This is a genomic window from Leptolyngbya cf. ectocarpi LEGE 11479 (assembly GCF_015207065.1).
GTDB lineage: Bacteria > Cyanobacteriota > Cyanobacteriia > Phormidesmidales > Phormidesmidaceae > Leptothoe > Leptothoe ectocarpi.
Genome location: NZ_JADEXP010000156.1, coordinates 1 through 13,928, shown reverse-complemented (window position 1 = coordinate 13,928; position 13,928 = coordinate 1). Strand labels below are relative to the sequence as shown.

The following is a 13,928-nucleotide window of genomic DNA, read 5'->3' as shown; positions in this document are numbered from 1 at the left end:
GTTCTAGATGAACAAGAGAGTTTTCCGGAAGCTGAGGTTAAGTGGCTCTACGATTGGGGGTTACAGCACTATTACATTCCTACGGACTGTGGTGGTAAATTCACCTCTTTTGAGGAATTTGTTGCTTTTGTGCGAGTTTTAGCTCGCCGCGATCTCAATATTGCGATCGCATTTACCACCATGTTCTGGTCCTTCCTGACCTGGATGGCGGGTACGGACAAGCAAAAGCAAACGCTGGCTCAGATTATGCAAGATGAGCAAGGCACCATGTGCTTAGCCTACTCTGAACGCGAGCATGGTAGCGATCTAGTCGGTGGCAGCGTCATTGGGAAGAAGGTTCCGGGTGGCTATCGCCTAACCGGTGAGAAATGGCCCATTAACCGAGCCACTCGATCAGACATCACCTTTGTCCTCGCCCGCACTGATGAACAAGGTGGCAACCGGGGGCTGTCCCTGTTTATGGTAGACAAACGGGACATTGATCCCAGTCAGTTTGGGAACAATGCCAAAATCAAGACCCATGGCATTCGGGGCGCCGACATGAGCGGCATTTATTTTGAAGACTGTTTTGTCCCTGAGACCATGCTTTTAGGCAAAGAGGGACAGGGTTTAGAACTCGCCTTAAAAGGATTTCAGATTACCCGTGCTCTATGTGCAGCCTTCTCCCAAGGTTCTGCCGATACCTGTCTGCGCACCACGCTCAATTTTGCCTTGAACCGTAAAATCTATGGCAAGACCGTCTGGGAGATGCCCCATCCCCGTCGTGTGCTAGTCAATGGATTTCTGGATATTCTGACCTGTGACTGTGTCAATATTGCAGCTGCCCGTGGATTTCATGTGGCCCCGCGACAGTTTAGCGTCTGGTCAGCCGTCGATAAGTACTTTGTGCCTGTGACCCTGGAAAAAATGCAGCAGGAGATTTCAGTGGTGCTGGGGGCCAGGTTCTATATGCGTGACGAGCATGACTGCGGCGTCTTCCAAAAAATGTTGCGGGACAGCTCCATCATCAGCGTGTTTGATGGTAGCTCAGTCGTCAATCTCCATGCTTTAATTTTACAGCGACGACAGTTAGCCAAAGGTCGCAGCCGTCGTAAACCGAAGGATTTGGCAGCTCTCCAAAAACGCTTGCGCAACAGTTTTGATCTAACGACAGAGCTGCCTAAATTCGACCCCAGTAAACTAGACCTCATGAGCCGGGGGGCAGACGATGTGATCCAGGGCTTAGAATCAGCAGTAGCGGCCCTGAGTCAACCCCTTGATGTCGATACTGCGGTTCTAGATTGCCTCAAACAGCAGTATCGACAGTTCCTAACCATCTTAGACAAGCAGGATGAAGCGATTGCCAATGGCTCTTTCGAACACGGCCACGATCAATCCTTTGAAGCCTTTGAAGAGGCTAAACGATACTGCTATATCCATGCTGCCGCCGCCTGTCTACATATGTGGCTTTATAATCGGAGCCAGCTGGGAGATTTCTTTGCCCAAGGAACGTGGCTGATCCTATGTGCTGATCGATTGCTAGCCCAGCTTACGCCTGATCGGCCAGCAGTCCCATTGGCCGATTACGAAACCTTAGCGGAGGAATTGTTACGGTTGCACGCAGCTGACAAAATGTTTTCCATTGTGCCATTTCAACTGGCATCTGCAAATAATTCTGCGGATGCTCCGGCTCCAGTCGCATCCGCTGCGACAGCTCTGCAGGTTTAGCCCTGGGGACTTTGTTTAAAATTCTAACTTAGTTAAATCACCACTATGACATCTTCTACAACTCAAAATCCATCCACTACCTCACCTGTTGAAGCGATTCAAACCTGGCTCATCCACCAGCTTGCTGATGTGCTTTCGTTGGATCCAGCCACGGTAGATGTTACCAAACCTCTGACCCGCTACGGATTGGATTCTATTGATGCGGTTACCCTGGTGGCCGATTTAGAAGACTGGCTTGATTTGGAGCTACCCTCTACACTTTTGTGGGATTATCCTACCATTGCCAAAGCAGCGACCTACTTAGTGGATGAGTTTGAGGTCTCTATCGATCCCAGTGCTCTCTAGGGTCAACGGTACTAAGGAGAGGCCGGTTTGAATTTTTCTGAATTTTCCTTTTGGTGGATCTTATTCCTATTTTGCGTACCGTTTTTTACTGTACGTTTCATTGGACAGACTTTTAACCTTTGGCGCGGCGTCTTTGACACGGTGGGTATTGCGGCCTTATCCCTGCTGTTGTTCTTTAATGCTAGCGCCACCAGCTTTGTCGTTTTTCTAGTTCAGATCCTGCTCAACTATTGGATGGTGAGGTGGATGATTACCCGCCCACCCCAACAGGAACGGCTGATTGCTACGCTGCTGGTCATTTTTGATGTGGGTGTGCTGGTCTACTTTAAATATTTAACCTTCTTTGTTGAGGATATTTTGGGGCTTGCTGTCGCTGTTCCAGGCAATTGGCGATCGCAATTTCCACTCCCTGTTTTTGGGGGTATTCCGCCTGGGGTTTCGTTTTATACGTTTCAAATGGTGGCTTTCGTCGTCGATTCTTTAAAGGCTCGCCGGAAGAAATCCATCGCCTTTATGGACTATGTCAACTTTGTTGCCTTTTTTCCTCAAATTGTGGCCGGTCCCATTGAACGACGCTCGGCCCTACTGCCTCAGATTTCTAACTTTAGATTTAAGTTTACAGCTGAGAACTGGGACTGGGGACTGCGATGGCTGTCCCTGGGGTTATTTATGAAGTTTGTCCTGGCGGACAATATTGCCCCCTATATCGATCTGCAAGAGGCAAGCAATGCCTGGTTAGTTTGGTTTTATGCGTTTTTATTTACCCTGCGCATCTATTTTGATTTTGCCGGCTATAGCTTTATGGCCGTCGGCATTGCTCGGGTGCTGGGGATACGACTGACCGTAAACTTTTTAGCGCCCTACACCTCCCAAAGTATCAATGAGTTTTGGCGACGCTGGCATGTTTCCTTGAGCACCTGGTTTCGTGACTATGTGTTTTTGCCCTTGATGGGGTCTCGAAAAGCCTGGGCTCCGGCTTTTCTATTTGCTACGTTTACCCTATCGGGTTTCTGGCATGGAGCCTCCTGGAACTTTATTCTCTGGGGCGTCTATCATGGTGCCCTGCTGCTATTGCTACGCTACACGGGGCGTCCATTTCAAAAAGTGATTAGCCGGTATGTTAAGCGCCCTCAAATTATGTCGTGGGCATTAACGTTTGGCTCAGTGGTTCTAGGGTGTTTGTTTTTTATGGAGTTAAATACAACTCGCCTGGTCACCAAGTTACTCACTCTGATCACACCCTGGGCCTATTCCTTCGCTAATCTCGGCAGCGCTTTAAGTCAGTTCAGTCTAAATGAAGGCCTTGCTTTGGGGCTGACTCTGTTATTGGCAGGTATTTTTTTACTGGTAGAGCATATCGCAGTTTGGCAAGAACGCTCTCTAGAGTATGAGCTTTTTTTACTGCCCTGGGTATCCAAGCTATTGTTAGTGCTAACGATTCTCTTCGCCGCTAATATTCCATCCGAGTTTATTTATTTTGAGTTTTAGAGTGTAGCGATGTAAAGGGAGACATCCGCCAGATGAAAGCAGCACTGAAACTATGGAGCTGGGCCATGGTCGCCGGTTTAGCCTGGGGCGCTGGCACCCTTTACAACGTTTATGGTGGGGGTGAAACCACATGGCTGCGCGCTCTGTACCAACGGAAAGTGGCACTGGCCCAGGCGATGGAGTCTCCTAAGCTCATTGTCACCGGAGGATCAGGAGCCCACTACACCATTAACGCGGAGGTACTTCAGGCTGAACTGGGGCTACCGGTGATCAATATGGGGATTGATGGTCCAGTGGGGTTAAATCTGATCCTGCCCAGTGTCTTATCCGAGGTGAGGCCGGGAGATACGGTCTTGCTGATTCCGGAATATCTGCTGTTAGGTCATGAAAATGGGCTGGGGGAACGCTCTGGAGCCTTTGCCCTGGCCACGGGACAGCCATTTACGGGAGACATGCCGCCAAGACAGCTAGCGCAAAGCGTGGTGATGTTGGGGGTGCCTTCATTACGAGCCGTGATCAAGTCCTCGACAGAGCTGGCTACCTTGGGAAAGGTGAGCGGCTACTATGATGATCCACTGACCGCACTGGGAGATCCAACGGTCACTAAGACCCGCACTGGTAAATGGTGGCAGCTAAAAATTCAGAGTCCTGCTACGCCCCATGCCCTCGACCGGATTGCCGAGTTTCGTAGGGAGGTAGAGGCTAACGGAGCCACGTTGTTATTGGCGCTGCCCTGGGTTTATGGCGATGCCAGTGATATAGATACCCAGGAAAATGTTCAGGCTACAGCAGCAGCCCTATCAGACATCGCCCCTTTGATTTACGACCCTGAGACTTTCAATATTCAGTCTGACTCGGCTCTGTTTGCGGATACCCATTATCATTTAACTCCTGAGGCGCGTAGGTTGCGATCGCAAGCCCTAGCCCAAGACCTGCAACTACTACTGGCTCAGTGATCGTTCCGCAATCGTTCCGCTAGTGCTCTGCCCCTTTTTGTCCCCGTTGTTCCATGGTCGATACTAACTTCCGCTCTGGCCCCCGATCTAGATTTTTGGAAAAACGCTATGGCCTAGATCTTAGATCATTAGCCTTGGTGCGCATTGGACTGGCGTTTGTTATCCTGGCCGATCTCTTCACCCGTATGGGTGATATGGTTGCCCACTATACTGATGCAGGGGTATTACCCCGCCAAGCAGCGGCTGAAATTTTACCTGATGGCTACTGGTCACTTCACCTCATGGGCGGGCAGACCTGGACCCAGGCCCTCCTTTTTCTAATAGCAGCTACCCTGGCCCTGGCCCTATTGTTAGGGTACAAAACCCGTCTAGTAACCATAGGCTCCTGGGCCCTGATCGTCTCTCTGCATAACCGGAATCCGGCCCTGATCTTTGCTGCCGATGATGTCCTCCGGGCGATCATGTTCTGGGCGATGTTTCTCCCCCTTGGCGCTAAATATTCCGTTGACAGTGCCCTCAATACGGCCTCTCGCCCCCTACCTAAACGTTTTTTTGGGGTGGCGACCGTAGCCCTCATGGTTCAGCAGAGTTTCATATACATGTTCTCCGCCTTCTTTAAAACGACCAGTCCCACCTGGTGGCCTGAAGGCAGTGCAGTCTACTACTCTTTAAGCTTTGATCAGTATGTAACCCCCCTCGGAGCATGGCTTTTGCACTTGGGGGCCTTACTACCCATACTTACCTTTTTTACACTGGTACTAGAGTGGATAGGTCCCCTATTTTTGTTTGTGCCTTACCGAAGCGATCTGTTTCGCAATATCGCCATTGTCACCTTTATTTTGCTGCATCTGGGGTTTGGGCTGACGCTTAATCTCGGGATCTTTCCAGCGCTGAGCATTGTTACCTGGCTTGCATTTATTCCCACATCCACGTGGGAGCGGTGGACCAAGCGTTGTTATGGCCCTGAGCAACAGGGGTTGGTCATTAACTATGATGCCGACTGCGGCTTCTGTAAAAAGGTCGTGCACCTAATTCGTACGTTTTTACTGTTGCCGGATACCCCCCTCCGCACTACACAAAGCGATCCTGATATTTTTGCAGCTATGGAGCGCCATAACTCCTGGGTTGTCGTCGATTGGAGAAGCAAGTATCACTACAAGTTTGAAGCGATCGCCTATGTCTGTAGCCTCTCGCCTGTCTTTCGAATCTTTGCTCCATTGCTCCAGTGGTCACCCATCCTAAATGCAGGTACGCGTTTTTATGAAACGATTGCTAATAACCGTCGCCGGGCTGGCCTATTCACCCGTCCCTTCACCTTTAAGGCTTTTTCTGTTGAGCCGTCATGGTTTGGCAACGGCCTAGCAACAGTTCTGCTAATGCTCATCTCTATCTGGAATGTTCGCAGTATCACCCATCACTATGCCTTTGTTGATAGTGCTCATCCAGTCATCCGTGCGCTCAGACGAATTACCCATAGCCGCACCGCTAATCGGCTAAATCTACCGATGCAGGCGGCAAGACTAGATCAATCCTGGAGCATCTTTTCACCCAGCCCTCCCCGTGATGATGGCTGGTATGTTGTCACAGGCACTTTAGAAGATGGCAGCACCGTAAACTTACTGCAACCCAAACAGGCTATTTCTACCGATAAACCTACCCTGGCTCAGCGACAAACTATCTATAAAAATCTACAATGGCGCACGTATTTTATTAATCTCAACCGTGCACTCGGTAAACATCTTTATCCCTACTATGGTCAATATATTTGTCGCCATTGGAACGATCATAACGCCAGCAATCAACAACTTAAAAGCGTAGATGTTTCTTTCATAGACGAGAGAACTGTTCCCCCTGGCCAAAATCAAACAACTACAGCAACCCAACCCTGGCAACAGTCTTGCAACTCTAAGTCAACCTAGTCAACCTAATCAGTAGGCATGTATTAGAAAGTCATTTATTATGAATCACGCTACACCGTCTACGGGAAATTCTATATCTGATGAAAGTTCTTATTCTTTATTAGTGCCTGTTCCGATAGGCCCCCTGTTAATTACAGGATTACCGCAACCAGGATTACATCAAGACGAGCCAATAAATGGGCAGACAACGTTGTCAGATTTGTCGTCAGATTTGTCAGAGCCCACTTGGACACAGCCCATGCTGCTGTCTGTAGTTATCCCAACGTATAACGAAGGTAGCAATGTTAAATCCATTGTCAGTCAACTGACGAATCTATTAGATCGTGAAATTCCAGGTAAGTATGAGTTGATTTTTGTGGATGATGACAGTCCAGATGGGACCTGGAAAGTTGCCCATAATTTGAGCCACTCCTATCCACAGCTACGGGTGATGAGGCGGCAGCAAGAAAGAGGATTATCATCTGCTGTTATTCGAGGTTGGCAAGTTTCGCGGGGGCAGGTCTTGGGTGTTATTGATGGTGATTTGCAGCATCCGCCAGAAGTGCTATTGCAGATGTTATCTGCGGTTCGTGGTGGAGCCGATTTAGCTGTTGCCAGCCGTCATGTGGATGGCGGTGGTGTGAGTGAATGGAGTATTATTCGGCGTTTTTTGTCCCGTGGCGCTCAGTTACTGGGATTGTTGATTTTACCAACTGTAGTGGGGCGAGTTAGCGATCCCATGAGCGGTTATTTTATGGTTCAACGTCATGCCATCCAAAATCATGCGCTTAATCCTAAAGGCTACAAAATTCTTTTGGAAGTGATTGGTCGGGGAAAGATCAACAGTATTGCTGAGGTGGGTTATGTTTTTCAAGAGCGCACAGCCGGTGAAAGTAAGGTTACCTGGAAGCAGTATATTGATTATCTTCACCACTTAGTCCGGCTACGTTCTCGAGGGAAGATAGCTCGTCTACGTCAAAAGTTTCCACTCAAACGCTTTGTCAGGTTTGGCCTGGTGGGCTTGAGCGGAGTGTTTGTGGATATGGCTGTTTTGTATTTGCTACACACCACGCTGGGCTTAAATCTTACCCGCAGCAAGATTTTGGCAGCAGAAGTGGCCATTGTTAATAATTTTATTTGGAATGATGCTTGGACATTTTCTGATATTGCCCAAAAGCAAAAGGGGTGGGGAGCCCGGTTCAGACGCTTCTTAAAGTTTAATCTTATCTGTCTGTCCGGCCTGATCTTCAATGTCTTGACGCTGAATTTTTTATATAACGTTGTTTTTGGTCAGCGCTATGCTTACCTAGCTAATCTAATTGCGATCGCAGTCGTCACCCTATGGAACTTTTGGCTAAATTTGAAACTCAGCTGGCGGGTTACCAAGGTCAAATAAGGTCGGGGGGCCACAGGTAGTTCACCATGACAAAGCATTCTTGAATTGAGATTAGCTAAATTTTCGATAGACTTACACCAAGGCAGGTATTCTTAAGTTGAGACAAAGTATAGTCAAAGTTAGTCTTAAAATAAGATTTTTAATCTCAAAATGAGTCTTACTTAAGGCGACTCAGTCTCATGTTAAGTCAGCTTGCCGTGTAGGCGCAGGTTATAATGAATAGGCTGATTAGCGGGTGTATAAGCATGAATTTTGGTCAAAATGATAGACGGCTATGACCGGCAATTTGACGCCACCTTCAACCGCCCAGCCTAATCATTCTTTAGAGGTCATGATCCAGAGGGTCGTGCAAGGGACAGCCTCGGTCACTGGAGATGCATTTTTTTCGGCATTAGTAGAAAATCTAGCGTTAGCATTAGATGTACGCAATTGTGCCGTCAGCAAGCTGTTGGAGGACGGTCAACTGCAAACGTTAGGCCTTTTTTGCGATGGCCAGCTACAGCCAAGCATCACTTATAATCCGATATCTGGGCCTTGTGGAATTGTACTCACTAAAGATGAGTATTACTGTCCTAGCGGAATTCAAGATATTTTCCCTAACCATCCTGTTTTATCAGCGTTAGAAGCCAGTAGCTACGTGGGAGTTTGTCTGAAAGCTACAGACGGCAAAATTCTGGGAAATTTATTGGTTATAGACAGCGATTCCATTTTGGAGAGTCAGCTATACAAAAGTATCCTAAAAATTTTTGCAGCTCGGGCAGCCACAGAGCTAGAGCGACAACAAGCTACTCTCGAGCTACAACAGCTCAACGAAGAACTCGAATTACGCGTAGAACATCGGACTGCAGAGCTAGAGGCAGCGCTGCAGAGTCTCCTACAAACTCAGGCGCAGCTAGTTCAGAGTGAGAAAATGTCCTCTTTGGGACAATTAATTGCAGGAATTGCCCATGAGATTAACAATCCTAATACCTTTATTGTTGGTAACGTTAGCCATATTGCCAACTACACCCATCAACTACTAGAGCTGATCAGCTGCTATCAGCAGGTTGTCCCCAAGCCGACGCCTGAAATTCAGCAGGCAATCGTAGCCTGCGATCTTGATTTTATTCGTCGGGATTTACCCTATCTCTTGAGTTCTATGCAAACGGGTAGTGAACGGATTCAGGAGCTGGTGCGTTCTTTCCGAAATTTTTCGCGTCTAGGAGAATCAGAGAAAAAAGTTGCCGATCTCCATGAAGGTATCAATAGCACTCTAGTGCTGCTATCGCATCGGCTGAGGCCTTCGACCAAGCGCTCTGAGATTCAGGTCATTAAACACTATGGAGTTCTACCGAAAATTGAATGCTGTCCTAGGCAGCTCAATCAAGTTTTTATGAGTCTCCTGACCAATGCGATTGATGCTATAGATGAATGTATTGGCAAGCAGTCAGCCGATCCTGTAATCCGGATTCATACGGCAGTTGTAAATCACACTATTATGATCCGCATTGCTGATAATGGGGTAGGCATCAAGCCAGACTTGAAAAAGCATTTGTTTGAACCATTTTTTACGACAAAATCAAGTAGCGAAGGAACTGGCCTGGGGTTAGCTATTAGTTATCAAATTGTGGTAACCCAACATCAGGGAAAACTGTACTGTCAGTCTAGTGAAGCAAAAGGAACAGAGTTTACAATTGAAATACCTATTCCAGCTGAAGCTGCTGCCCTATAAGTTAATCGCCTCACTTAGGTTTTGTGATGTCTAGGTTTGATGCTAAAAAAATGAGTCTATATCGTAAGTCAGCGCAAAAGCGGTCTGCGAAGAAAGCGCATGAGCTACGAACCAGGCATCAATGGGTATTGTCTATTGCTAACCAAGCAGCTGAAATTTTAAAGAATGAGTTTCAGGCTCAGAAGGTAGTTGTGTTTGGTTCCATGGTTGCTTGGCAAAACACCCACATAAACTCTGATCTTGATTTACCGGTTTTTTGGATGAAATTGAGAGGGCGCACTTAGAGCTATGAATGCAGATACGACAGCATTAGCGGCTCGATTACAGTCTGAACTAGCTGATCTAGAGCACATTGTTGAACGCGCTCAGAATCTTTTAACCAAGGCTGTTGAGCGAGATGAGGATGATTACGACTAAGGCCATCGCGTCTGCGCGAGCTGGTTGGAGAGCTACCTCAATGCTACAGCTCATTCAGGTCAGATATTGATGATTTCTGCTCGTTTTTGAATGAGTTAGCTGCAGACGCTGATTAGTAAAGTTTGACTGGTGCGATCGCACGATTTTGAGTCATATTCGACTATTGGCAAGCAGCAACGGTTACATCCTAGTGCAGTTGGTCTGGCTCGATGAGCACCCTCAGGTCTCTGACCTCTCACCTGAACGACTGAAGATACTCAGGTTTCTGGGCGCTCTCTGCCAGAAATATTATTTGATGTGCTGACTCACCTGCGGAATGTCCGTTAGATCCAAACGGGCTGTGACTATTCGGTTCAATGTAATCAAGTCACAGCCCTATTTTTGTAGATCTAGGTAAATGGCTTAACTTACCAGTCCGTCTTCTAACGCTGATTATTCGAAACTGCCGGGGCACCATCATCCGCCGCCACCTTCATAAACAGATAGGTGATGAACATACAGAGCACAGCATTCATCAGCAAAAATAAACGAGCCCACTGACCGGTGCCAATTAGCCAAAGGGTGGGAGACCCCGACGCTGCGATCACCATAAATGCCGTCATACCAATGGAGATACCCAGCACCACCCATTTGAACATGCGGTGACTAATGAAAGCGGACATCAGCCCCAGGGGAATCAGAAGACTGGCAAAAATCGGGTTAAGCGTAGATTGATTCATCACGGCTCCCCCCAATTCTGGAATGGAACTGCCCAGCGCGCGTAATAGCCATTGGGGCACATTGGCAATGCTGATAGCGGGTAAAACAAACAGACCGACACTGCCCAGCACCACACCCAAGGCAAAACTTACATTCCAAGGACTAAAGCTACCCTCACGGGGGATGAGCAACCAGGTCAGTAATGCTGCCGCTAGCAGCTTCAGACCAATGTCAACCCAGCGAATGGCCAGAGGGTTAAATGCAATAGGAATGCCGCCTCCCACAGCTTTGGCCGCATCCAGGTATCCGGCCCCAAAGTAGTTTTGACTGTCACTCTTCACTGGTTGGGCCGAGGACTTGAGCACATCCCACACCTGATCTGGCGATAGGTATGGTCGACGGGATTTCACCAGAGCCGCCACCGCCGCCACATGGGGGGCAGCCATGCTAGTGCCCTGGAAATACTTAAACTGAAATGCGCTGGGGGAGCGAGGATTAATAGTTTCTTGCAAAATGCCATCCTGCTCGTTGCTGCGGGTGGCACCACCGGGGGCAGCAATATCTACACCTGTACCGTAGTTGGAATAGGAGGTTTTTTGTCGATCGGGACCAACGGCAGAAACGGCAATCACATTGGGATATAGAGCCGGATAGGAAGCACTGCCCACACTTTCATTCCCCGCCGCCGCCACAATCACCACACCTTTTTTATGGGCATAGTCAACGGCTTCGCGCATCAGCTTAGAGTCACCGCCGCCGCCTAAACTCATGTTGATTACGTTAGCTCCATGATCCGCCGCAAACCGAATCGCTTCAGCAATGTCGGCAACGGTGCCGCCGCCAGAGCGACTCAGCACTTTGAGAGGCATTAGTTTCGCGCCATAGGCCACCCCTGCCACGCCGTAGCGATTATTCGTAGACTGGGCAATGGTGCCCGCCACATGGGTACCGTGGCCGTTATCATCGATCGCATTTTCGCGATCATTGACAAAGTCATACCCAGACACAAACTGTGTCTTTTTCAGATCCGGCCCCTGGCTAATGCCCGTATCAATCACCGCGACGGTTACCCCTTGGCCATTGACACCCCGTTTCCAAGCGCCGGGGGCATTAATTTGTTTGAGGTTCCACTGCTTGGCGTAATCCGGGTCATTCACCGGCATCGACGACTGGCTATAGATATAGTTAGGTTCAATGTATTCTGTTTGAGCTGCCCAGCTGGAGTTTTTCAGTTTGTCCAGGATGGCTTGATTGCCGGACACAATATAAAGATTATCCGCCACGGAAAAGTCACTATTCAGCACGGGGCTGAGGCTGAATTGTTGACCCAAGGATTTGAGAGATGTCGTCAGGCTAGATAGGACATCAGGGGTTTCTAGAAAGTCGAGAATAATGGAGTCAAATTCCCCCACGGCAAATGTTTGCTGGTCTGGCTTAGTGGGTTTCTGTGCGATCGCACCCACCGGAAAGAGAGAACCCCATAGCAACGCCAAGGTTACCCCTAGCCCCACCAAAGCAAAGTAAAACCGTTTCATAGGAATCTAAGTTGTAACAACTTTCAAAGAACTACACAGATGGAGCAGATATTGGCACATGTATGGTGAACCAGAGCCTTAATCGCATCCGAGTCCCAACACAGCTAGCCTGCCCTCAACTCAAACCCGATAGTGTTTATCCCCATTACACCCATCAGACAAAGTGACTGTTTTTTTGCATGACCTAAACCAGTTACCCGATGGTAAACAGACATCAGGTCTAAACTCTTTTGCGCAAAGCGATGACGATATACGACTATTCAGCATAAGTTTGAATAGTTCCTACTCGCCTACCCCAAGGTATTCGATTCAGTCAGAATCAGCCACCCAGGAGGTTACAAATGCAACAAATTGTGTTAATCCTAGCCTTAGCGCTACTGCTTATTACAAGCTGTGTTAGAGCTGAACAGCCCGTTGTACCAAGTCCTACCTCCAGCCCTGAGCCGTCTAGTCCTGAGGAAATCGTCAATATGTCTGAAGAATCTCTCTCGTCAGAGTTGCAGCAAACTATTTTGAAGGCGATCGGCACAGAAAAAAGTGTGGCCCCGGAAAACCTCAGTATTGTTAAAAGTGAAGCGGCGGACTGGCCCGATGCTTGCCTTGGCTTGAGTGGTCCCGGTGAATTTTGTGCCCAGATGATGACGCCAGGCTGGGCTGTTAGTGTGACGGATGGTGATCAAACCTGGCAATATCGCACTGATTTAGACGGCACACAGGTTAAACAGGAACCTGCTAAATAGGTAAATCCCAGACAGCCAGTTAGTCCCCTATACTAAAAATCAAGATGTATTCCTAGAGTTGAGTTGGATAACTCAAACGCTGGCGGTCACCAAAGCGATTACTAACCTCAACGCAGCGCATCAGCACCTTGATTTGCACCCCACAAATCGGACAAATTTCTTCGTCGCATGACAGGATGACTTACCAAAGTTATTGGTAGACGAAATTAATATCCTCTCATCTGGTCTAGATTGATGCCCAACCTCAGGTCTCTAACCTCTCACCTGAACGACTGAAGATACTCAGGTTTCTGGGCGTTCCCTGCCAGAAATATTATTTGATGTGCTGACTCAACTGCGGAATGTCCGCATTACTCAAGAAACGACCTCAAAACAAGCTGAAAATTTAGTCCATTTTTAGTCCATTTTATTTTAATAAACCTCAAAATTATTGATATAAATGAAATTTAGACTGTTGACTTACTGCCATATCCGCAACTAGTCAATCAGGGTTATTCTGATCAATGTTTAGTAGATTTCCGCTCTTTAGCATCACAATTAGGTGTTCAATACTCTCATATTCCTTGAGTTCCTGGCGCTCATCTATGCTCAATTTGCCAGCCTGTTCGCGATCCAGTAGGTACCTTAATCGATCTTGCATTTCTGGAGTGGGGCGAAAGTTTGAAACTTCTTCAGGTGTGGGTTGACTGGCTAGAAAGTTGAGGATGTAGCGATAGACTTGAGCCGGTAATATCGACGGCTGAAGCCCACGACGCAATAATTCAGGCAGCTGATCTTTAAATGGAGAAAGCTGCTCCATTAAGTCATCGGATATTTCGATGGTCAGCGTTGCCATGGGTCTTGTCCTCTGCTGCGATCTTGGCACTGGGCTAGTTTTATTGTAAAAGCTTCGTAGAGGCGGCGGCTTGAGAGATAAACCAATGACTTGGGCATTAGCTTCCTTTTACGTTTGAAGGCTTAAATAACTAAAATTCAAGTCACTAATATGATGTGACTGATACGTAGCAATTTTGAATTTTTATGGTTAGTGTTAGGG

At 47.9% G+C, this 13,928-nt stretch carries 12 protein-coding genes; 10 read left to right on the top strand and 2 right to left on the bottom strand.

Going from position 1 to position 13,928, the window contains the following annotated elements:
• The 9 genes from IQ260_RS16720 to IQ260_RS31495 all read left to right on the top strand — a co-directional run.
• Positions 1-1,707: acyl-CoA dehydrogenase (locus IQ260_RS16720; protein ID WP_193994249.1), on the top strand; the 1,707-nt coding region annotated here is incomplete at its 5' end.
• Positions 1,708-1,752: 45 nt separating this feature from the next.
• Positions 1,753-2,052 carry an acyl carrier protein gene (locus tag IQ260_RS16715; protein WP_193994248.1) on the top strand — a complete coding sequence of 100 codons (300 nt, stop codon included), beginning with the start codon at positions 1,753-1,755 and terminating at the stop codon, positions 2,050-2,052.
• Positions 2,053-2,079: 27 nt separating this feature from the next.
• A complete protein-coding gene (locus tag IQ260_RS16710) occupies positions 2,080-3,540 on the top strand; it encodes an MBOAT family O-acyltransferase (RefSeq protein WP_193994247.1) in 1,461 nt (486 codons plus the stop codon).
• Positions 3,541-3,572: 32 nt separating this feature from the next.
• Complete coding sequence (locus IQ260_RS16705; protein ID WP_193994246.1) at positions 3,573-4,496, top strand: hypothetical protein; 924 nt, start codon at positions 3,573-3,575, stop codon at positions 4,494-4,496.
• A gap of 53 nt (positions 4,497-4,549) precedes the next feature.
• Positions 4,550-6,415: a DCC1-like thiol-disulfide oxidoreductase family protein gene (locus IQ260_RS16700; protein ID WP_193994245.1), complete on the top strand. Its 1,866-nt coding sequence runs from the start codon at positions 4,550-4,552 to the stop codon at positions 6,413-6,415.
• A 238-nt stretch (positions 6,416-6,653) separates the two neighbouring features.
• Positions 6,654-7,790 (top strand): glycosyltransferase, encoded by a 1,137-nt coding sequence (locus tag IQ260_RS16695; RefSeq protein WP_193994244.1) that lies wholly within the window; start codon positions 6,654-6,656, stop codon positions 7,788-7,790.
• A gap of 274 nt (positions 7,791-8,064) precedes the next feature.
• On the top strand, positions 8,065-9,501 hold the full coding sequence (locus IQ260_RS16690; RefSeq protein WP_193994243.1) for a sensor histidine kinase: 1,437 nt from the start codon (positions 8,065-8,067) through the stop codon (positions 9,499-9,501).
• A gap of 26 nt (positions 9,502-9,527) precedes the next feature.
• Positions 9,528-9,785: a hypothetical protein gene (locus IQ260_RS16685; RefSeq protein WP_193994242.1), complete on the top strand. Its 258-nt coding sequence runs from the start codon at positions 9,528-9,530 to the stop codon at positions 9,783-9,785.
• A gap of 4 nt (positions 9,786-9,789) precedes the next feature.
• Positions 9,790-9,918 (top strand): hypothetical protein, encoded by a 129-nt coding sequence (locus tag IQ260_RS31495; RefSeq protein WP_265579522.1) that lies wholly within the window; start codon positions 9,790-9,792, stop codon positions 9,916-9,918.
• Positions 9,919-10,340: 422 nt separating this feature from the next.
• Here IQ260_RS31495 and IQ260_RS16680 read toward each other — a convergent pair whose 3' ends face one another.
• Positions 10,341-12,152: a S8 family serine peptidase gene (locus IQ260_RS16680; RefSeq protein WP_193994241.1), complete on the bottom strand. Its 1,812-nt coding sequence runs from the start codon at positions 12,150-12,152 to the stop codon at positions 10,341-10,343.
• A gap of 341 nt (positions 12,153-12,493) precedes the next feature.
• Between IQ260_RS16680 and IQ260_RS16675 the strand changes: the two genes are divergently transcribed.
• Positions 12,494-12,892, top strand: coding sequence for a hypothetical protein (locus tag IQ260_RS16675; protein WP_193994240.1), 399 nt, complete (start codon positions 12,494-12,496; stop codon positions 12,890-12,892).
• A 481-nt stretch (positions 12,893-13,373) separates the two neighbouring features.
• On the opposite strand, the gene IQ260_RS16670 is transcribed toward IQ260_RS16675, so the two are convergent.
• The gene (locus tag IQ260_RS16670; protein ID WP_193994239.1) at positions 13,374-13,727 is read right to left on the bottom strand and encodes a hypothetical protein; all 354 of its coding nucleotides are present in this window, start codon (positions 13,725-13,727) and stop codon (positions 13,374-13,376) included.
• Between the last annotated feature and the right edge of the window lie 201 nt (positions 13,728-13,928).

Coding starts and splice junctions, on each gene's coding strand:
- IQ260_RS16715 (WP_193994248.1), top strand. CDS start 1,753: ATGACATCTTCTACAACTCAAAATCCATCCACTACCTCACCTGTTGAA.
- IQ260_RS16705 (WP_193994246.1), top strand. CDS start 3,573: ATGAAAGCAGCACTGAAACTATGGAGCTGGGCCATGGTCGCCGGTTTA.
- IQ260_RS16700 (WP_193994245.1), top strand. CDS start 4,550: ATGGTCGATACTAACTTCCGCTCTGGCCCCCGATCTAGATTTTTGGAA.
- IQ260_RS16695 (WP_193994244.1), top strand. CDS start 6,654: ATGCTGCTGTCTGTAGTTATCCCAACGTATAACGAAGGTAGCAATGTT.
- IQ260_RS16690 (WP_193994243.1), top strand. CDS start 8,065: ATGACCGGCAATTTGACGCCACCTTCAACCGCCCAGCCTAATCATTCT.
- IQ260_RS16685 (WP_193994242.1), top strand. CDS start 9,528: ATGTCTAGGTTTGATGCTAAAAAAATGAGTCTATATCGTAAGTCAGCG.
- IQ260_RS31495 (WP_265579522.1), top strand. CDS start 9,790: ATGAATGCAGATACGACAGCATTAGCGGCTCGATTACAGTCTGAACTA.
- IQ260_RS16680 (WP_193994241.1), bottom strand. CDS start 12,152: ATGAAACGGTTTTACTTTGCTTTGGTGGGGCTAGGGGTAACCTTGGCG.
- IQ260_RS16675 (WP_193994240.1), top strand. CDS start 12,494: ATGCAACAAATTGTGTTAATCCTAGCCTTAGCGCTACTGCTTATTACA.
- IQ260_RS16670 (WP_193994239.1), bottom strand. CDS start 13,727: ATGGCAACGCTGACCATCGAAATATCCGATGACTTAATGGAGCAGCTT.